Origin of the sequence: Candidatus Clostridium stratigraminis (assembly GCF_045310675.1) — a bacterium.
GTDB lineage: Bacteria > Bacillota > Clostridia > Clostridiales > Clostridiaceae > Clostridium_AT > Clostridium_AT stratigraminis.
Map to the genome: position 1 here is coordinate 1 of NZ_JBJHZZ010000016.1, position 21,210 is coordinate 21,210.

At 30.8% G+C, this 21,210-nt stretch carries 17 protein-coding genes, 4 tRNA genes and 1 other RNA gene; 5 read left to right on the forward strand and 17 right to left on the reverse strand.

Annotated features, from left to right (window positions below; translation table 11 throughout):
• Nucleotides 1-94: 94 nt before the first annotated feature.
• From ACJDUG_RS15405 to ACJDUG_RS15450, 10 genes are all read right to left on the reverse strand, one after another.
• On the reverse strand, nt 95-349 hold the full coding sequence (locus tag ACJDUG_RS15405; protein ID WP_406770764.1) for a pro-sigmaK processing inhibitor BofA family protein: 255 nt from the start codon (nt 347-349) through the stop codon (nt 95-97).
• A gap of 84 nt (nt 350-433) precedes the next feature.
• The gene (locus tag ACJDUG_RS15410; RefSeq protein WP_406770765.1) at nt 434-706 is read right to left on the reverse strand and encodes a DUF2508 family protein; all 273 of its coding nucleotides are present in this window, start codon (nt 704-706) and stop codon (nt 434-436) included.
• Between the two features lie 135 nt (nt 707-841).
• Nucleotides 842-2,161, reverse strand: coding sequence for a hypothetical protein (locus tag ACJDUG_RS15415; RefSeq protein ID WP_406770766.1), 1,320 nt, complete (start codon nt 2,159-2,161; stop codon nt 842-844).
• Between the two features lie 214 nt (nt 2,162-2,375).
• On the reverse strand, nt 2,376-4,121 hold the full coding sequence (locus ACJDUG_RS15420) for a methyl-accepting chemotaxis protein (RefSeq protein ID WP_406770767.1): 1,746 nt from the start codon (nt 4,119-4,121) through the stop codon (nt 2,376-2,378).
• A gap of 214 nt (nt 4,122-4,335) precedes the next feature.
• Complete coding sequence (locus tag ACJDUG_RS15425; protein ID WP_406770768.1) at nt 4,336-5,478, reverse strand: response regulator transcription factor; 1,143 nt, start codon at nt 5,476-5,478, stop codon at nt 4,336-4,338.
• 47 nt (nt 5,479-5,525) lie between these two features.
• Complete coding sequence (recR, locus tag ACJDUG_RS15430; protein ID WP_406770769.1) at nt 5,526-6,122, reverse strand: recombination mediator RecR; 597 nt, start codon at nt 6,120-6,122, stop codon at nt 5,526-5,528.
• Between the two features lie 367 nt (nt 6,123-6,489).
• Entirely contained in the window at nt 6,490-6,834 is a 345-nt protein-coding gene (locus tag ACJDUG_RS15435) for a YbaB/EbfC family nucleoid-associated protein (protein WP_406770770.1), read from the reverse strand.
• Nucleotides 6,835-6,902: 68 nt separating this feature from the next.
• Nucleotides 6,903-8,516: a DNA polymerase III subunit gamma/tau gene (gene dnaX, locus ACJDUG_RS15440; RefSeq protein WP_406770771.1), complete on the reverse strand. Its 1,614-nt coding sequence runs from the start codon at nt 8,514-8,516 to the stop codon at nt 6,903-6,905.
• A 118-nt stretch (nt 8,517-8,634) separates the two neighbouring features.
• Nucleotides 8,635-8,900, reverse strand: an RNA gene (gene ffs / locus ACJDUG_RS15445) — signal recognition particle sRNA large type.
• Nucleotides 8,901-8,910: 10 nt separating this feature from the next.
• Nucleotides 8,911-9,000, reverse strand: a tRNA-Ser gene (locus tag ACJDUG_RS15450).
• Between the two features lie 339 nt (nt 9,001-9,339).
• On the opposite strand from ACJDUG_RS15450, the gene ACJDUG_RS15455 reads away from it, so the two are divergent.
• From ACJDUG_RS15455 to ACJDUG_RS15465, 3 genes are all read left to right on the forward strand, one after another.
• Nucleotides 9,340-9,415: transfer RNA gene (locus tag ACJDUG_RS15455), tRNA-Val, on the forward strand.
• Between the two features lie 13 nt (nt 9,416-9,428).
• Nucleotides 9,429-9,503 (forward strand) — tRNA-Thr (locus ACJDUG_RS15460).
• A 5-nt stretch (nt 9,504-9,508) separates the two neighbouring features.
• Nucleotides 9,509-9,593, forward strand: a tRNA-Tyr gene (locus tag ACJDUG_RS15465).
• Between the two features lie 65 nt (nt 9,594-9,658).
• Here the strand turns inward: ACJDUG_RS15465 and ACJDUG_RS15470 are convergent.
• The 6 genes from ACJDUG_RS15470 to ACJDUG_RS15495 form a co-directional block, all read right to left on the reverse strand.
• On the reverse strand, nt 9,659-10,405 hold the full coding sequence (locus tag ACJDUG_RS15470; protein WP_406770772.1) for a TIGR03943 family putative permease subunit: 747 nt from the start codon (nt 10,403-10,405) through the stop codon (nt 9,659-9,661).
• A gap of 63 nt (nt 10,406-10,468) precedes the next feature.
• Nucleotides 10,469-11,380 carry a permease gene (locus ACJDUG_RS15475; RefSeq protein ID WP_406770773.1) on the reverse strand — a complete coding sequence of 304 codons (912 nt, stop codon included), beginning with the start codon at nt 11,378-11,380 and terminating at the stop codon, nt 10,469-10,471.
• Between the two features lie 2 nt (nt 11,381-11,382).
• On the reverse strand, nt 11,383-12,042 hold the full coding sequence (locus ACJDUG_RS15480; protein WP_406770774.1) for a GTP-binding protein: 660 nt from the start codon (nt 12,040-12,042) through the stop codon (nt 11,383-11,385).
• Nucleotides 12,039-12,989 carry a CobW family GTP-binding protein gene (locus tag ACJDUG_RS15485; RefSeq protein ID WP_406770775.1) on the reverse strand — a complete coding sequence of 317 codons (951 nt, stop codon included), beginning with the start codon at nt 12,987-12,989 and terminating at the stop codon, nt 12,039-12,041. The genes ACJDUG_RS15480 and ACJDUG_RS15485 overlap by 4 nt, the downstream gene beginning before the upstream one ends.
• Before the next feature lie 248 nt (nt 12,990-13,237).
• Nucleotides 13,238-14,419 (reverse strand): cation diffusion facilitator family transporter, encoded by a 1,182-nt coding sequence (locus ACJDUG_RS15490; RefSeq protein WP_406770776.1) that lies wholly within the window; start codon nt 14,417-14,419, stop codon nt 13,238-13,240.
• 188 nt (nt 14,420-14,607) lie between these two features.
• Complete coding sequence (locus tag ACJDUG_RS15495) at nt 14,608-15,606, reverse strand: biotin--[acetyl-CoA-carboxylase] ligase (protein ID WP_406770777.1); 999 nt, start codon at nt 15,604-15,606, stop codon at nt 14,608-14,610.
• A gap of 219 nt (nt 15,607-15,825) precedes the next feature.
• On the opposite strand from ACJDUG_RS15495, the gene ACJDUG_RS15500 reads away from it, so the two are divergent.
• Nucleotides 15,826-18,018: a diguanylate cyclase domain-containing protein gene (locus ACJDUG_RS15500; protein WP_406770778.1), complete on the forward strand. Its 2,193-nt coding sequence runs from the start codon at nt 15,826-15,828 to the stop codon at nt 18,016-18,018.
• Between the two features lie 130 nt (nt 18,019-18,148).
• On the forward strand, nt 18,149-19,639 hold the full coding sequence (locus tag ACJDUG_RS15505) for a hypothetical protein (RefSeq protein WP_406770779.1): 1,491 nt from the start codon (nt 18,149-18,151) through the stop codon (nt 19,637-19,639).
• Between the two features lie 134 nt (nt 19,640-19,773).
• Here the strand turns inward: ACJDUG_RS15505 and ACJDUG_RS15510 are convergent, their stop codons facing one another.
• Nucleotides 19,774-20,847 (reverse strand): HD-GYP domain-containing protein, encoded by a 1,074-nt coding sequence (locus ACJDUG_RS15510; protein ID WP_406770780.1) that lies wholly within the window; start codon nt 20,845-20,847, stop codon nt 19,774-19,776.
• Between the last annotated feature and the right edge of the window lie 363 nt (nt 20,848-21,210).

The window sequence follows — 21,210 nt, forward strand, 5'->3', positions numbered from 1 at the left end:
CCGCATTTTAACTTTCTAAGCAAAAAGGGAGCTGCTGCGCAGCTAACTATTTAGTTAGTTGTGCAACAGCCCCTTTTATTTTTATCACCCTATTTTACAAAAACAACTTAAAAATTATTAAAAAAATAACTCCTGGAACTCCGAAAAAGCCTGCTATTAGAGCGGTTGCCCAATTTATACCTATGGCAAAGTGAAAATAACCACCAATAAAATTAGTTAAAGCTAGAAGTATTACTCCTAGAACTGCATTTGTAATTAGTTTTATAAATATTTTTATTGGCCAGGAAAATATTTTAACAATTAAAAACAAGCCTATTATGGCTAATAAAAAATAGCCCATATATTCCATGAAAATTCCCCCCTCTATTTGCCTTAGTATGCATTTTAATTTATTTTATTATATTCTGTAATTTAAGAAAATATTAATTAAACTTTAATAGTAGTTTATTTCTGTAAGGATAATATTTGTATCAATCTTAACGCCAGCTGCCCTTGCCTTACTTAATAGATATATAAATTTTGCTTTTGCTGCATCTTCCATGTGAATGGCATGATCAACGAGCATAGGTGAACTGACCATCTCAAAATATTGACTAGCCCTTTCCATTTCTTCTCTTGCCTCTTCAATAGCTTCAATAAGCCTTTTATGTTCTTCTGTATATTCAATATTTCTAGATAAATAATCAATTATAGCTTTCTTATTCATAATAACCTCCCATTCGGACAATCTTTTATAATAAAATAATTGCCACAAATATGGAAAATTATACGTAATTATTGAGTATCTCTTAGAGATACGCCCTTTTGTATTAAATAAATTAATTGCTATTTTATATAGTAATTACCTTCTACTTTTTATGGCTTCATATACATCATCTATACCCTGCTTATAATCATTAAAATTCTGTTCCACCATTACATCTGGTATAAAGTTCTCATTAAATTTATCAGACAGACTAAAATACTTAGTTGAATATGATAGTTGAAGCTTAGAATTTGGTAATACTAGATTTTTTATATCACCAAATCCATTCACATTTCCTCCCGAAGGTTCACCATAAAATGCTGCCTTTGTATTATTCATTAAATCCACCGCTGCCATTAATCCAGATGAAAAGGTTTCTCTGCCTATTATTACGTAAATTTTACCCTTTAGTTTATCTATGCCAGCTATCTTATTCACAAATTCAGTCATTAACCTTGAATCTCCTCCGGTATTATTTCTTAAATCTACAACGAATTTATCTATATTTTTATCAGTAATTTCATTTAAAAGTCCCTCAGTAAATTTCTGAAAAACCGGGTAATTCTTATAATCTTTATATCCATACCTTTGTGCTACATCTTTATCTATACATTGATTATATTGAAAATATAATATTTTGTCTTCAGCTATATACTTATACCAATACAATCTTTCAGTTAAATCATTCACATTATACTGCAGCATTAAAGGTTTAACAGGCATATCATCTATAACCCTTATGGTATTATCCGTTGTTAAAGTTTTAGGGAATAGTTCAATTTTACTTATTTTATTATCATCATCTTTGAGTGTAAATTCCAACTTTTCATCTGAAGTTACACCTAGTAATTTTAACACATCGGGCATTAAAACATATTGCACGTTCATTACCTTTAGCCATTGATCATTTTCATGAGATATTAGTGAATTTACTTTTTTAATTATTTCATCTATAGCAACACTATTAATACTAACAAGTTTTTTACCTAAAATATCTTTATGCTCTTTATCTGCAGCAACTATCCTTAAATCTTCATTGTACCAGCGAAGTACCAAAGGATAGGTATTACTATTATTAAAACCCAAATTCAAAGATGTATGTGCATCTCCAATAGATGCCACTATTTGAGATAATCTGCACTTAATCTCGTAATCCTTAAGCTTTGGAACATCGTTCTTTAGACTCTGTATCTCTTTGTTAAAATCCTCTTTTTTTATGCTGTGATATAGGCTTTTATGAACTTTAGGTAAATTTTTAGATAAATAGTCTATATCTTCTATCCATTGCTTGGTGCTTATATTACTTGAGTATTTTTCACTTGTAACTTTTTTGTAATGAGAATTGCAACCTGTTAAGACTACTACTAATGCTATTATAACTAATAGACACCCCTTTTTCTTTATAAGCTTAGCCATACATGCCTCCTTATAAATTCACATTCAGCATATTATTACATATATGTTTAATTATACCACCAACTTTCTAAATGTTACTACTTATTTCCTCAATTATTTAAAGATAAAATAAAAGCAGCAGCAATAATTTATACTATCAATGCTGCTACCTTTTATCTTAAAAAGAGTGTACCTTTTTTGTTTTTCAACAATACAATATAACATTAAACTCTAATTATACCAATTCAATACTATTTCTTATATCACTTGTTTTAAATTTAGAAACTGCTTCATTTAACTGTTCTGCGCTATTTTTAGAACTCTTTACCTTTTCAATAATTTCACTGGATCTTTCTGTTATATGAATTACCTTTTGGGCAATATTTGTAGTTCCTTCTGCACCTTCATTTGAAGCTGTCGACACCTGTTCTACTATTTTAATTACTTCTTGCAGTGAAGCAAAAAGTTCCTCTGTAATGGAATTAAACTCAAGTACAAGGTTGCTTACAAACTCAGCATCTTCACTATATTCACCTGCTACATTTAACAGTGTATTATAATCATTTTGTACATCTTCCGATACAAAGCTTAATAATTCCTCGGAACTTACTGATAAATCATTTACAGAGTCATTAACCTTATTAGTTATGCTTTGTATTTCCATTACTGTATTCTTAGATTCCTCTGCAAGCTTTCTTATTTCATCTGCCACCACTGCAAATCCCCTTCCTGCTTCTCCAGCTCTTGCTGCCTCTATTGCTGCATTTAATGCTAAAAGATTAGTTTGTGAAGATATCTGCATAATAGCCTCTGATAAAACATTGATTTGTTCCACTACTTTTGCATTTTCCATTGCAATTTGCAATTTATCTTTAGTTTTAGAAAATATATTCATTGCTTTTTCTTGAGCTTTTACTACATTACTTTTAGTATCTAGGGCTCTTTTATTTATTGCTTGAGCTTCTACAGCTCCCTCTTGGGCTTTTTGTGCAATAACCTGAACTGTTTTTTCTATATCCTCAGCCGTTGCATTCATCTCCTCAGCCGAAGCTGCTGTTTCTTCCATTCCTGCAGATAATTCCTCTGTTGTAGCAGATACTTCTTCTATATTGCTATTTAAAATACTTATATTTTCAGAAATATTATCTACTGCTAATTTTACTGAATTGGACTCCTGCCTTATATTATCAACTAAATTTTTTAATGAATTTTGCATAGTAACTATTGTATTTGCAATATCTCCTATTTCATCTTTTCTCTTTTTAAATTTTTCCGGTGCATCCATAGTAAAATCGCCTGCTGCTATAAGTTGCAAATGCTTTATTGCTAAAATTAGTGGATATGAAATAGATTTAGAAATAACAAAGGTTAGAAATATACCTACACCTATGGATAATATGAATACCCCCATTAAAATCTTTATTTCAATAAGAAAATCATTATGATTTTGAAGATTTATATCATCAGCCATTTTAGCATTATAATCTGCTACTTCCTTCAAACTTTGCTGAAAAGTCACTTCATCTTGATTAACAGAGCCTAACTTATCTAAGGCTTCCTTCTGTTTTCCTTCCATGGCTAATTTAATAGCTTCATCTCTTACCTTTGTAAATTTATCAAAATTACTTTCAATAATAGAAATTCTATCTTTTTCATATTTATCAGGATTATTATTTTTGTAATTATCCCAATTTTCCAAGAATGTTTTCATTCTAGTTTCAATATCTTTTAGCTTTTCATTTTGTTTATCTTTATTTTCTGTATTTAGGATTATGTAATAAGAATCAGCTTCCATTGCACTAACTTGATTTCTATTATCATTTAGCCATTGAACAGTCAATAAGTTATCTGTATACATTGATGCCATAGCCTTATTTTCAGCTGAAGTATAATAATATCCAGTAACACACATAGCCCCAATCTGAATGCACATTATGACTGAAAAAATAATTAATTTTTGCCTTACTTTTAAATTGTTCATATTTTACCCCATCCCCTTAAAATTACATATATTTTTACATAGAATTGTTAAACTTAAAGTACCAAGAAAAGTCTTTTCTTGTCATAAGCTTTAGCACCGGATAAATAAAAAAAGATAAAAACAACCTATATACATTAGTCGTATTTATCTTAAATTAATATATGTAATATATTTGGTTTTAACCACGAATTTTATCGGGAATTGTCACATAATTCTAATTACTATTCCTGCATTGCTTAAATTCCTTAGGTGTTAAGCCTGTGTGTTTTTTAAATACTTTACTGAAATATTCTGCATCTTTATATCCAAGCTTACTGCTAATGTCGAAAATCTTAAAATTTCCACTCATAATAAGCTTTTTAGCTCTCTCCATTTTTACCATTGTCATATATTCAATTAAAGTTATATCTGTTGTTTTTTTAAAGCTTTCACTTATATGGCTTTTATTCATATATAATTTTTCAGAAATAATAGTGAGAGAAACTTCTTTATCAACATTATTAAGAACATATCTGCATATACTTCTTATTTTGTCATTGACCTTATTACTGAATTCAAGACTGTTTACGATTATAATTATAGCTTCCACCATTGTTACTAAAGCATCCTTTATTGGCTTAAGTTCCATACTTCTAAATACACTTGTATTTATTATGGATTTCATATCAACAAAATTATCAAACCATTCATAATTGGTAACTGTTATATTTATTATCTCCAGCATTATACTTTTTAACACCATAGCAATTTTATCTATATTATAGTTAAAGATTACAGCAATTTTGTCTATAACCGTTGAAATAAATAAGATAGCTCTCATATCACCGTTTCTTATATATTCAGCAATTTGGGTCTCATCAGCTATTTTTATAAAAGCATCTATTCTCTTTAACCTTTCCTCTTGTCTTTTCTTATCTCTTATAAATTGTGCAGCACGAGCTAAAGTTATTTTAAGTTCAAGTTCATCTACTGGTTTTACCAAGTAGTCAAAAGCTCCAAGGGAAACAGCTTGTTTACAATACTTAAATTCACAATTTTCACTCATTAACACTACGCATGGACATAGATTCATTTCTTTATTTATTTTTAATAATTCTATACCATTAACCTTAGGCATCCTTATATCAGTTATAATTAAATCTACAGGATTTTCAGTAAGCTTTGTTATAGCTTCCTGCCCATCCCTAGCTTCCTCTGTAATTTTAAAACCTGTATCTTCTCCCCAAATTTTTAGCATTTTAAATTCTTTTCTTGCTAAGTCCATATCATCTACAATCATTGCCTTAAGCATTTCATTCACCTTTCTAATATATATAGCAATTTCATTTTGTCTATCTGCTAATAGCCTTATTAGCAAATTTTTTATTATGTTAGTAAGGTTTGTGTGCGTAATAATTAAATAACTTAAATCTCTCTTCTTCCTTCTAAAGCCTTGGATAGGGTAATCTCATCTGCATAATCTAAATCTCCGCCTACCGGTATTCCATGGGCTATTCTTGTAACCTTAACTCCTAGAGGTTTTATAATTTTAGATATAAACATTGCTGTAGCTTCTCCTTCAATATTGGGGTTTGTAGCTACAATAACCTCCTTAATATCTCCGTTAAGTCTCGATATAAGCTCTCTTAATTTTATTTGCTCAGGGCCTCTTCCTGCCATAGGGGAAATTGTACCATGGAGCACATGATATACCCCATTATACTCCTTTACCCTTTCCATGGACATAATATCCTTTGGCTGCTCTACTACGCATACTGTGCTCTTATCCCTGCTTGGATTACCGCAAATAGCACAGGGATCACTATCTGTAAAATTACCGCATACTGAGCAGTACTTAATTGTACCTCTTGCCTTAACTAATGCCTCTGCAAAGCCACGAACCTCATCCTGAGGTAGGTTTAGTATATGGAGAGTAAGTCTTTGTGCAGTTTTATAGCCTATGCCTGGGAGTCTCCCAAACTCTTCTATAAGTTTTTCTATAGCTACTGGATAAAAATCCATAATCTTTTCCTCCTTTTAGTGGTCACACAGGGTAATTTAACCCATTCGCTCCGCTCACAAATTACCCGCAAAAGCCAATTTATGGCTTTTGCCTCCTTTGGTGGTCACACTGAGCAATTAAGCTCTCTCGCTCCCACTCGATAATTGCTCGTAAATGCCCATTTAGGAGATTTACCTCCGTTTTCACTTTTAAATAAATTAAGAATGAAAAATTAAGTACAAAATACCGCCAAGAATTGATTTAACCCTTTAGCTGTATTTTTTAATTCTTCATTCTTTATTCTTCATTGCTTATTACTTGTTAATTCTGGTAGTTTTAATCAGCTATCAAAAAAATAGATTAATTATCTTATTGTTTCTAAAATTATTAAAACATTCCTGGTATATTAAGTCCGCCTGTTAATTTTCCCATTTGATTTGCTGTATCTTCTTCAGCCTTTCTAAGAGCAGCATTACAAGCAGTCATTATTAAATCCTGTAACATTTCTACATCGTCTGGATCTAATACTTCTGGATCTATTTTAATATCTACAAGTTGTTTTTTTCCATTTACTATTACAGTTACAGCACCGCCTCCAGCTTTTTCTTCATAGGTTTTGCTTTCAAGATTCTTTTGCATATCTTCCATTTGCTGCTGGAATTTTTGTGCTTGCTTCATTAGATTATTCATGTTAGCCCCGCCGCCAAAGCCAGGGAAACCACCTTTTGGCATACTATACCTCCTAAAAATACATTATTTATTATTTAATTAAATTAATATACATAATTAACATTATATACTTATTGGTCAATTATTTCTACAACTTCCTCACCAAAAGTTTCTTTTAATATGTCTTCAGGTGATTTTACTATCTCTTTTTCCTCTACAGTATATTTTATTCTCACCTTTTCTTTTAATACTGAAGAAACCACATCCTCAATTACCTTTTTAATATCCTCTCTTTCTAATCTCTGTTTGCTAAATGCATACTGCTTATCAAATTTAACATCTATTATTCCATCTTTACAATTAACTACTTCACCTGTACCAAGTAGAGCAGAATTTGCAGCAGTACTTCTAACCTTTACCATTTCTAATATATCTCTCCAAGATTTTCTAACAGTGTCTAAGGTTAAGGCGGAGGCAGTATTTTTTTCTTCAAATTCTTCTATTTTATTAACTTCTGTCTTTTTTACATCTAAGGCAGGAGATTTTTTAACAACTTTAACCGGTTGTACATCACTTGTAGCAGCTACAATTTTACCGCTTTTTAATATTTCTTCAAGCTTATTAATTCTAGAAAGAAGAACCTCCTTAGAAGTATCATATTCAATTTTACATAACTTTATAATAGCAAGCTCTAAAAATATTCTGCTTTGCTTACTCCATTTTGACTGTTCTTCTGCTTCCTGCAGAATCCTTATATTTCTCATAAGCTCTTCTACTCTTATTTTTTGAGCCTGCTGCCTTAAACTCTCTATATTCTCAACTGACATATCCAAAATTTCTTCTGGATTCTTACTTATTTTAGCCATCATTAAATTTCTCGTATGGCTAATCATTTCTTTAATAAAGTTGTAGATATCCTTGCCGCTAAAAACTATATCATCAACAATTTTCATGGACTTTTCCACATCTTTGTCTATTACTGCATCTGTAAGCTTTAGTAAATTTTCATTTGTAACAAGTCCAAGCATATTTACTATTTCATCATATTCTACTTTGCCATTTCCCATAGAAATTGCCTGATCTAGTATACTTAATGCATCTCTCATAGCTCCATCGGACATTCTGGCAATAAGATTTAAGCTTTTATCATCAGCAAAAACCCCTTGTTCCTTAACTATCTTTCTAAGCAGCCCGTAAATATCTTCGCTTCTTATTCTCGTAAAGTCAAACCTTTGACATCTTGAAAGTATAGTTATAGGAAGTTTTTGAGGATCTGTTGTAGCCAAAATAAAAATTGTTCTGCTTGGCGGCTCCTCTAGGGTTTTAAGAAAGGCATTAACGGCGCCATCAGAAAGCATATGAACTTCATCCATTATATATACCTTATATTTTGCTTCCCTTGGAGGATACTGTACTTCATCTATAATATCTCTAATATTTCCCACTCCATTATGTGAAGCAGCATCTAATTCAACAACATCTATTGCAAGCCCCGAATTTATACTTTTGCACATTTCACACTTATTACAGGGCTCTCCCTCTTGTAAATCCAAACAATTTACCGCCTTTGCCATAATCTTAGCAGTAGAGGTTTTTCCTGTTCCCCTTGTACCACATAAAAGATAGGCATGGGCTATTCTATTATTTATAATCTGATTTTTTAGAGTTGTAGTTATATTTTTCTGACCTACTACATCATTGAAATTTTTAGGTCTCCATTCTCTATATAAAGCGGTATATGCCATTTTCTCACCTCTTTGCTACTTATATTATACCTTAATGTAATATCCTTTAACACAATATAATCAAAAAAATAAAAAAGATGCCTTAAGCATCCTTTAATCTAGTTTCAATTATTTTAAACCGTGCACCTCGCCTCGACTGATAGCATATAAGCGGTAGCTATACAGTTAGCTCAAACCAGGTTTCCCTACGGCACACGAAAATATTCACTTACCGCTGCTTCCTTCCGGACCTGACGGGGTTCATGAGTTTTCGTTGCGTAGGACCCGATTCTCAACGCCACTTTTATAGACCAGACCTTACACGCTAGAGCCTAAGCGAGGAATTCAACCCTGCTGTAGCGGATTGCAGGTTACAGGGCACCGCTAGTTCCCCATCTAGCACGGAAAGTTCAACTGGCGGAGAAAGGGGGATTCGAACCCCCGGTAGAGTTTCCCCTACACACGCTTTCCAGGCGTGCTCCTTAAACCACTCGGACATCTCTCCATATACTCATGAAACTAAATTGTTTATTTGTAATCATTAAGTGTTAAACCTAACGACAAGTTAGATTATACTATGTATTTTTATTTATTTCAATATATTTTTATATATTTATTAATGGAACCTTTAGCATTATTACTTAATTTTTGTATAAGATTTATGTAAAGACTCATAATATAGTTGTAATCTCAAGTTTAAACTGACTTTATATCAAAATCAAAGGAAAACATACTAAAACGAAGATAATATGGTTTAATTTAAAAATTTAGTCTATAATACCATTTGATAAGATATTATATTCTATGTATAATAAAATTCGTCGGTTAGATAAATAAATTGCATGGGCGCATAGCTCAGCTGGGAGAGCATCTGCCTTACAAGCAGAGGGTCACAGGTTCGAGCCCTGTTGTGCCCACCATGTAACTTAATATGCTGGCATGGCTCAACGGTAGAGCAGCTGACTTGTAATCAGCAGGTTGTAGGTTCGATTCCTATTGCCAGCTCCACTTTTGGAGGAATTCCCGAGCGGCCAAAGGGGGCAGACTGTAAATCTGTTGTCAGTGACTTCGATGGTTCGAATCCATCTTCCTCCACCAAAAGATATACGCAAGTATATCTTTTTTATTTATGCAAAACTTTATATTTCGTAAGGTTAGCTAATTTATTCATATATATATGGATTTCCGGGCCTAATTATACTCGTAACCTTCTGTGCAATAATTAATGGAAGCTTTCCATTAATCTTGCTATTCTCATTTTCCTTAAAGCTTACTACTCCTTCTACCCTTACCCATGTATCATTACTTAAAACCTTATTATCATTAGTTTTACACAGGATACCAATAACCTGAGAATCAGCAGCGCAGCAGTTTACTAATAGTCTAGTAATAATAAATTCATCCTTATTAAGCTTATCTTCTTTTGTTATATAACCACTAATTATTATATCCTTTCCAAGATGTTTTTCAAGATTTTCACTTAAATCTTCAAAATAATGAATGTAGTTTCCATCATTAAAACTAATTACATTTCCATTTATCACATCATCCTTGGTATGAGTATGACTTCCTATATTCTCAGTTCTGCTTGAACTTACAAAAGTAATACCTTTTTTCTCTGCTATTTCAGAATTTAAGCCTCTTGGTGCAATAAATATTCCTATAATTAAAACTAAAATAAAAAGTACATAGCCTTTCTTGAATTTAATTCTTGTTTTAACTGTAAATACATTGAAGATTTGCAGTATAGTAAGTTCTCCAAAGACTACTAAAGAAAATGCTGAATACTTAGCAAGCTTAGGATGGACAAACATTGTAATCTTGGTAGATGAAAGTAAATAACAGATGTAAAAGGTAAATAGGAGCAAAATTATAAACCATATAAATTCATTAATATTAAATCTTTTCATTTTTTATCCCCTTTATATTAACAAATAAAGTCTCACCTACTCTCTTCGTATTCAAACATGCAATTATAATTTAAAAAACACATTTATAATATAGGCTGCAGCGAAACAAAATGAGAATATTAAAATAAGCTGCTTTACAATAAAACCTTTCTTAAAAGAGTAATTTAGCATTAAAGTGTTTTTAATGTCTATCATAGGCCCTAAAAGTAAGAATCCAATTATGCTTCCTAAGGTAAATTGTCCTAGGAAGGTGCTTCCAATAAAAGCATCAGCCTCAGAGCATAGCGAAATTAAAAATGCAAAGAGCAGCATAACAATTATAGAATATGTAGAATTCTGGCCTAAACTTGAAATCTGTTCTCTAGGTACAACTACTTGAAAAGCAGCTGAAACAAAAGCTCCAATTATAAGAAACTTACCTATATCATAGAGTTCAGCGCTTACATGATTAAGAATCTCAATAAACCTTGAAGTTTTCTTTTTATAATTATGATTATAGCCGCAGGAACAGACATCTTCGTAGTCAGAATAAGAAGGCTTTAAACAGTTTAAATTTTCTATAGCTCCCATTATAGCTCCAATAGTAAACGCGATAATAAAGCCTCCCAGTCCTCTTATAAGCACTACATAAGGTCTTCCATGAAAGGCATAGTATGTGGATAAGAGGACAACTGGGTTAACAATTGGCACCGAGAGCATGAAAGCCACAGCCATGTTTATTGGGACTCCCTTTTTTATTAATCTTCTTCCAATAGGAATAACTGCACATTCACAAATAGGAAAAACAAATCCTGTTAGTGATGCAATGAGAATACCTATAAATTTATTTTTAGGCAATAGTTTCGCTATGATACTTTCAGATACAAAAACCTGAATTAGAGCTGAAATTATAACTCCTAACAATACAAACGGAAGAGCTTCTAGTATTATACTTATAAAGATCACAGAAAAATTTTGTAATAGCTCTGTATTCAATTTTATCTACTCCTAACAACCTTGTTCGCCTGTCTATTTTTTATCTTAATAATAACTTTTTTTATTAATCCCCTATCTATAATATCTGACCTTTTAAGTACTTCATTTAATTCCTGCAGGCTTCCATTCTTTAAAATGATAGCCTTGGGATTTAACTCCTTTAGTTTTTTTAAAGCCCGATTTTTTTCTTTAAGAGTTATGTTATTACAATTGTTAATTACTATTAAATTGCTGTTTATAATAAAGGGCTCTATAAGTTCCTTCATATTATTATAATAGGCAAAGAAAGTTGAAGCTTCCAAAAGATTATAAATTATAGGCTCTCTTAAGCTTTCTTTTATAGCTCCATCTTCAAGTACAGTTAAAATTTCCTCTAAAAGCCTTGTTCCATTATATTCGATAATAATTCTGTGGGGCTTATAAAAGTCTATCATTTGTTTAAGAAATGCTGCAGTTAGATTTTTAGAAGTGACTAATTTCCTTACAATAAGCTTTGACTTAGGCTTTTCAATTATTTTAATTTCCGTATTACCAATTTCACCTTGAATTATTATGACTATTTCTCCTGATACAAGTGAATTTTCTAATAGTGCATTTATAAAGGTTGTCTTACCAGAGCCTAAAAAACCCGTTACTATTTCAATTTCTGTCTTAATATTCATATAAACAACTTTTTAAGCGCGGCTTTATTTAAATGCACTCCAATAATACATACTCTGCTTGTAAAGTCTGCTTCAGCTTTTTTTAGATTAAATTCCTCTGGTACATAATCAAATTGGATCCATTCACCTTTTTCAAGCTCTACTATTCCTTTTGCTCTTAAAACACTTCCATAAAGGTTATCTTTATTTATCTTGTCCAATATGCTTTTTATTTTAGATGAGCTGAACTTTTTAGCTGTTTCAAATCCTATGCTTTCAAAACTTACGCTTTCTCCTTTAGTTGTTTTATAAGAAGCATTTAAATTAACTTTTTTTAATAAATTTACTTCCTTATGGATACTTTCTCTTTCATAGTCCTCACTTATTTCTATAATTCTTTTTGCAGATAAATTATCCCAGGGAGTAGTAACAACAAAAGCTACCTTGTTTAAAGCGTCCAGTGCTTCCTTAACTGCAACTAATTTCTCAAGGCCTACTCTTTGACTTCTACTTAACATTATGGTTTTGGCATTTACTATTTGATTTTTATAAAACTCCCCAAAATTATCTAAATACATATTAAATTTTAAAATATCCACTACAGTAATTATCATATTTACTTCTGTGAATTTTCTTAACTCCTCGCTGTTACATATGTTTATTATTTCTGATAGCTTTGCAACTCCTGAGGGTTCTATAATAATTCTATCTAATTTGTATTTTCCCAAAACCTCTAAAAGAGCCTTCTTAAAATCTCCAGTTATGCTGCAGCAAATACAACCTGCATTTATTTCCTTTATCTTTGTATTCGTGTCTCTTAAAATACTCCCATCTATACCAACTTCCCCGAATTCATTTTCAATAATTGCTATTTTTTCTTTATACAGTTCTTCACTTATTAGTTTTTTAATGAGTGTGGTTTTTCCTGCACCTAAAAATCCTGAAATTATATCTATTTTGACCTTCACACTGACCTCCTTGTATTCCTTATTCTGTACATGACATTATTAATGTCATGCTCCTTGTAATAAACAACACTGTACTATTTAATTTTATTTTTTAAATAAAAGATTTATACTATTTTATGTGATAATTTAATCTCTAAATAAAAAAAGACTCCAGCATCTATGCTGGAATCAGATTAATAAATAATTTTTATAATTGAAATACAAAATTATATGAAAAACTTCAAAACTATAAGAAATATAGTCTAATCCTAGTGAAATTCTCTATCAAGAGTAACAATACCTCTATACTTGGGAGATATAGTATTAATAGCTTCTTGTATTTGACCTTCTATCAATTTTTTTTGTTCTTCTAATGCATAGGACTTGTTAATTACTGCATCAAAAATTAAGGTTTTTTCCTCTCCTTTACCAACAACTCTAAAGTCATGTATAGATAATACACCATTAATTTTACTAAGCCTTTCCTGTACCTCATCCTTTAATAAGTTTACCTCTGGGCAATCTATCTTAACAGGATCCATATGGATGGATAAATATATATTATATTTATCACCTACTTCCTTTTCAGCTTTATCAATAACATCATGTATGTCCATTATTGATACATCATAAGGAACTTCAGCGTGCAGTGACGCCATATATCTTCCCGGACCGTAATTGTGTATGACTAAGTCATGAACTCCAAGTATATAGGGATATTCTTTTAAACTTTTTATTAGCTCCTCTACAAATTCCTCACTTGGTGCTTTTCCAAGCAAAGTTCCTATCGTATCTCTTAAGAGTTCAACTCCAGAATGAAGAATAAACAGTGATACTACAAAAGCAACATATCCATCTATAGGAAATGAAGTAAATCTAGTTACCAATAAAGAAAAAGTAACCATAGATAGTACTAGTATATCAGTAAAGGATTCTAAAGCAGACGCCTTTAAAGCAGAAGAATTTATTATTTTACCTAAATAAGCAGTAAATCTATTAAGTGTAATTTGAAGCGGAAGAGCCAAAAGCATGCAAATAAAGCTTATAAAATTAAAAGGTACATTTACTGGATGTAAAATACGCAGTACTGAACTTCTAAGGAACTCATAGCCCACTACGAGAATAGCTACTGAAAAAAGCAGCGCAGTAAGATATTCAATTCTCCCATAACCAAAAGGATGCTTATCGTCAGCTGGCTTGTTTGCAAATTTGAAACTGATTATTGTAACTAAAGACGATAATGCATCTGTAAGATTATGAAAGGCATCAGCAGTAATAGCCATGCTATTTAATAAAAGACCGATAACAAGCTCTGCAGTAAGAATAGTAGTATTAATAATTATTCCAACCACTCCTCCTAAAGCGCCATAAGCTTCTCGGGTTTTATCGGAATTAACATTTTTATAATCCTTTACAAATTTATGAATTAAAAAATCAAAAATCACCTTCATTATACCACTCTCCTCTAACACAATATATTTAGAGATATTAATATTATACCACCATTTTACAATGGAAATTGTTTATAAAAAAAAGTCCTTTGAGGACTTTTAATATGTTTTCATCATTATTCACTTCTTAATTATTATTTTTAGCTTGCTTCATGAAGTAAGAAACATTCCTTTTCCACATTTGCTTCTTAGGTAGTAGAAGAAATATCCCCATGCCAGCTATGCAAAGTCACTTCACCAGAAATAACCTTTTCAGTTTTTCCATCTTTGTTTTCAATTACAAGAAGTCCTTCATCACTTAAGTCTACTGCTTTAGCTGATATTAATTGCCCCCTGTTATATAATTCAATTGTTTTTCCTATGAGATAAGAGTTTTTTCTGCAAATATCTATGGTAGAACTTAAATTGTTTTCTAAAATAAATTCCTCATAGAGCTTTTCAAAATGATTTAGTATTGCTGCAGTTAGTCTTTGCCTTGAAAGGCTTTTCCCTGCTTCTATTTTTAAAGAAGTAGCTTTTTCTTGTATATCCTTTGGAAACTCTTCAATAGAAATATTTACATTAACCCCAATACCTATAACTATATAATTTATTTGATTTAATTCACTGCTCATCTCAGTTAAAATGCCGCAGATCTTCTTGTTATTTAAAATAATATCATTTGGCCATTTTATTTCGGTTTTTATATTAAAATCCTTCAGCGCCCTATAAACGGCTGCAGCACCAATAAGTGTAATAGTAGATGCATTTATTGGGTCAATATTAGGTCTTAAAATAACAGACATCCATATACCTTTATATTTTGGCGAACACCATTTTCTATCAAAACGTCCTCTGCCGCCTTTCTGCTCTTCACCTATTACTATAGTACCAGCTTCAGCACCACTAGAAGCTACTTCCTTAGCCTTTGTATTTGTAGAATCAATGGAATCAAAATGAATAATATTTCTTCCTATATATTTTGTATTAAGAAAATCACTTACTTCATGACTTGTTAATAGATCAGGAGAAGAAACCAATTTATATCCATTTTTTGATATGGAACCAATAACATAACCTTCATCTTTAAGCTTATTAATATTTTTCCAAACAGCTGCTCTGGTAACCCCTAATTCTTCACTTATTTTTTCACCAGAAATAAAGGAGTTCGTATCCTCTTTTAACATGGTTAGTATCTTATCCTTCACATCATTGCCTTCTTTCCTTTTAATGTCTCTATTTTATAGTACACATAAATCATAGTCAAGTTTATAAAATGCTTTAAAATTAAACATTTATCATTGTAGAAAAAAGGTAAATTTGATAATATTATATATAAGTAAATTAAATGATTCTTGAATAAATAATATAAGCCATATTCATCTTAGAGCATTTAAATAGCATATTTGCGCGATAGGAGATATTTTATGGAAAATTATGAGTTAGGAAATTATAAGGAAGTATTTGCTGATTATCCTCTTATAGAAAAGATAGATAAATTAAATATTTCAGCTGAAGAAGTAATAAGACATACTCCCATAAAATCTATCCAGTTATCTGATGAAGCCTTTAATCTTTCAAAACGAATACAGTATAAAAAAGGTGCTGCTAAAAGTTTATTTATTAAAGGAAAGGCTTCATATATATTTGGAAATTCAGAAGAAGCAAATAGCTTTTTAATGGATGCACTTCAGATTACAAAAGAAGATAACTTAAAGGAATATGAAGCAGATATATTAAATGTCTTAGGTAATGTTAATATAGACCTCTCAAATTATAACTCCGCACTTGAATACTACATAAAATCACTAGAAATCATACATCAATTTAATTATAAGAATAGTGAATGCAAGGTATTAAATAATGTTGGAGAAATCTATAAGGATTTAAAAAATTACCAAGAAGCTTTAAAATACTATCTACAAAGCCTGGAAATTTGTAATTTAATCAGTGCTGAAAATGTTAAATGTATTGTACTACAGAACATCGGAGAAGTGTATTACTATTTAAATGATTACCAAACTGCTAAGGATTTTACTGAAAGAAGCATGCAGCTTTCACGTACGGTTAAAGATAGAATGATTGAAGCTGCTTGTCTGCATCAGCTAGGTAAAATAAACCTTAAGCAAGATAATTCAATAGAATCCTTAAATTTATTTTTAAAGAGCTTAGAAATAAGCAAAGAGACTAATGAACGTTTCTTTATGATTACCGTAATGATAGATCTCCACGATTTATTAATAAAAAATAATAATTTTGATGAGGCTGTTGAATATCTTGGCAAGGCTTTAAGCTTAGCTTATGAAATTAACTCTAAAGAAATGATCTCAAAAATAAATTCTTATTTAGCTGAAATCCATGAAAAAATAGGTCAATATGACAAGGCACTTTATTATTATAAAAAGTTTCACGATCATGAGAAAAAAGTAATGGATGAAAGTGTTGAACATAAATTAAAAAATATTACTCTTCAGTTTAAAATGGAACAGTCTCTTCAAGAAAAGGAAATTTACAGACTTAAAAATGTAGAACTAAAGGAAAAAACAGAAGCTTTAGAAAAAAAGACTTCTGAATTGCTGGAATTCTATAATAACATGAAAACTATAAGCCAAATTGGACAAGATATTACATCTACGCTAAATTTTGAAAAGATCTTACAATTAGTATATATAAGCATAAATAATTTGATGCCTGCATATACCTTTGGAATAGCATTATATGATAAAGAAACTGGAACTATTGAATATAGTTTATTTATTGAAAACTCTAAAAGATATCCTGTATTCTCAAATAGCATTGCTAATAAAAGCGGCTGGGCCTCCTGGTGTATAATAAACCGCAAGGAAATACTTATTAATGACGTGGAAAATGAGTATAAGTTATATATGGAAGATAGAAAAATAACTCCTGGCGCAAAAATGCAGTCCTTAATGTATTGCCCGTTGATTTTTGAAAACAATGTATTAGGGGTAATAACAGTGCAAAGCATCACTAAAAATGCTTATTCACAATACAACCTGGATACTTTAAAAGCACTTGCCTCCTATATTGCAATTGCTATTAGAAATGCTCAAAAATCAAATGATCTTGAGAAATTAAATGAGAGATTACTTGTTTTATCAAACTTAGATGGTTTAACTGAAATACCTAACAGACGATATTTTGATGAACAAGCAGAAATAGATTGGAATATTGCTAAAATAAATAGTGAGCCTTATACCATAATACTAATTGATGTAGATAGCTTTAAGGAATATAATGATAATTATGGCCATCTTGCAGGAGATTACTGCTTAAAACAGATTGCAAAAGCCTTACAAGCAGCTTCAAATGAATTTAATGGTTTTTCAGCTAGATATGGTGGAGATGAATTTGCAACAGTTTTTAAAAACATCTCTACTGAAGCTGCCCTTAATATAGCAGAAAAAATAAAAAATTTAATTGATGAGTTAAATATAGAACATAAATATTCTAAGGCTGCATCTCATGTAACACTGACTATTGGACTTTGCACCATGATTCCAAATGAAGAACTAACAGTAAAGCATATAACAGCCTTTGCTGATAAAGCCCTATATGCAGCAAAGCAAAAGGGTAGAAATAGAATTGGAGTATATTAATTATTAATAGCATCCATATACTTATTACTTATCTGAATAAAAGTAATAAGACATATGGGTGTTATTTATTTGGGCAGAGAGTCCAGGGTTTGATCTGTGGATGCTTAAGAGCGCTAGTTTCCAAGCTCACATGTTATATAAAATTATTGAAAATCATGGTAATTCAATCATTATATGTAAAGTTATACAATTATTTTCCGATATATTAGTAAGGCTTAATTTTTTTGAATCAAACTATTTTTGGAAGCTGCTTCTTCCCTTTATTAACTATAATTTTAATATAGAGGAATATTTCGATATAAGCCATAAGTATAGAGAAAATAGTTATATTAATGATTTGAGGTGTAAGGATATGTACATTAATAATATTAATTCCGTAAACTCAACAGCTCTAATTGCTAATGCATATAACGGTGGGAATACAGTTATGGAGACTGGCTCTAATGATGTAGTGCCAGCAAACTCTGATACTATTGAACTTAGCTTAAATTATTCCAAACCAGTATTATCAATCCTAGATGAAATAAAGAATATATTTAGTAAAAATGATTGGCTAGATTTAGAGGACAATTCATCTATTTCAGAGTATACATCACAATATGGAAATATTTTAAATAGCATAAAAGCAAATCCAGAGCTTGATGATAATCAAATAGAAAGTCTAACTAAAATTCTGGACTCTTCATTTGATGATTATGCTGAAAATCTAGCTGAAGCCCTATCAAAAAATATTTCATCGTTTTTTAATCTGGCATACAACGCAGAGCAAATATACACCTCTCAGGGAACTGACATGGGCATAAGAGGCGAAAAAATTATTAATAAAGATGAATTTAAGAAAAATATTTACAATATGCTTTCCGCATCAAAAATTTTTTATAAAAATAATACTAGCGGTACAAGAGATGAACTTGAACAATTCCTTCAAGACAAGTTTTCTGAAACTCAAAATATTGATAAGCTAAGCTATAAAGATTTTACAGCACTTAGGAATACTTTGAGTGCTTATTATAAAACTGATAGAGCTGCATATTACGATACTAACTATAATGATCCCAATAGAAGGTTGGAATTAATGAATACTGCTTTAAGCAGTCTAAAGGCCTCTAACGCCTCTCAAACATTAGTGAATGCATTTGAAAAGGCAAAACAGCAAGATAATAACTATTTTATTAGGATGAATGCGTATAGAGAAGTAAGAATGGGGTATGAAATCAACTCAGAGAGGCTTATTAAGGATTATATAAAATATTCAGCTAGGTTAGAGAACCTAAAAGAGCGTAGGAAAGAGATGATTAAGGAGCATGAAAAGGAGATGCAAAAGCTGGAAGAAAAACTTAGGAAACAGATGCTTCAACTTATGCTTTGGGGTTTATCAGACGGCGAAAAACAAATTCAAAATCTGCAAAAAATACATGAAAGCAAGCTCAATAACCTTTCTAAGCAGGAAACAGAAATTGAAAACAGACTAAAAGGCATTGGTGAAAATATAAGAAAGAATTCGGAAGAATACTTTAAATTCTTGAAGGCACCAGCTTCCTACATTGATAGTTATTTAGGCAAGTCTCAATTAAATATCCAGACTTCAGAGGAAAAACTTGAAACTAATAATATTACCTAAGATATCAGAATTTAATCCAAAGGCACAGTTATAATAAATAAAAATCTAATAGAAAGGCCCTAGCACTTTTTTGCTAGGGTCTTTCATTTTGGCGGAGAGAGTGGAATTTGATTTCAGTCACTATTCTTCCTAGCTTATCTAGCAAATCTTTCTACATATATGTCCTTTTCTTTACTTAAATCAAGCAAAACATTACCCTCAAGCAATATAGGATTTAGCAGATCATCCATATTCACTTTAACAACCTTACATTTACGTTTATCGCTTAAAATTACCTCTTCTCCAATGTAGAAATTTATCATATGATTTAAGAACATGTTGCAATAGCTTAAGTCTAGCCTTTTAAAACTTTCTTGCCTAATGATATTAAGCGCATCAAAAGGGCCTTTAATGTCTTCGGAGTAACTTCCTGAACTAATTTCATCAAATAAATCTGCAATGGCAATTATTTTTGAGAATTTGCTTATTTTATCCCCCTTAAGTCCCAATGGATATCCAGATCCATCCATTCGTTCATGATGCATCAATATTCCATAGCCCACAGAGGGATCCAAATACGAGAACTTTTTAATAAATTCATAACCAATAATAGGATGTGTCTTAAATATCTTATATTCATTTGCATCTAGCTTACTGCCTTTTTCTACAATATCTTTATCTAGTTTTGTTATACCAAAGTCATGCAGCACCGCAGAATAAATTAAAAAATTCAGATCCTTCCCGGTAACCCCTAACCACTTTCCAAGTATAAAGCTAATAGCAGCCACATTCATACTATGTCTATAAAAACTTTGCTCTGTGCTTCTGTTAAAAGCAATATTTTTAAGAACTGCATCTGTTGCGGTAAATTTATCTCGGATGTTTTTCGTAAAAACTCTCAGCTCATCTATATCAGTTTGCTTCACGTCTGATATACTATCTAATGTTTTCTCCAAATCAACAGAGAAACTATTTAAAATATTCTCTAGTTCATCAATGGTTTTCAAATTAAATGAAATAGTATTATTTAATTTCTTTTCAGGCAAATCACTTTCTATATATACTTCAATTCTATTTATTACATAAGACTGTTTAAGCTCAGTTATTACTAGTTCAGTAACAGGTTGATCTTTTGCTAGTAACTTATTGTTTCCTTCATATATATCAGCAGCAGCTATCATTCCCACTTTTAGATTACTAACTGATATTGATTTTTTGTGACTTGGCATTCAATTTCACCTCTTACACTTTAATGTTAGTAAATATACTCTTTAATTAAATTATCGTACTATTATTTCATTTCTAGAGATGGTTTTTAATCTTAATTGTAATTTTAACCATTTCAAAAGTTCTACGCCATTTATTATACGGTTTACAATTCAATATTCTAAACCTTTTTTATTATCCATTTTCGTTTAGTTTTTCTTAATGCTCCAGCATAATTTACCGAAGACTTTGATTTTAGTGGAGAGAAATGAATTTTAAGAAATGAATCTTACTGTAAATGATTTTGGTATTAACAAATATTTGCACAACACTATTGACAAACCTATACTATTGAATTATATTCAATAGTATAGAGATATCACTAG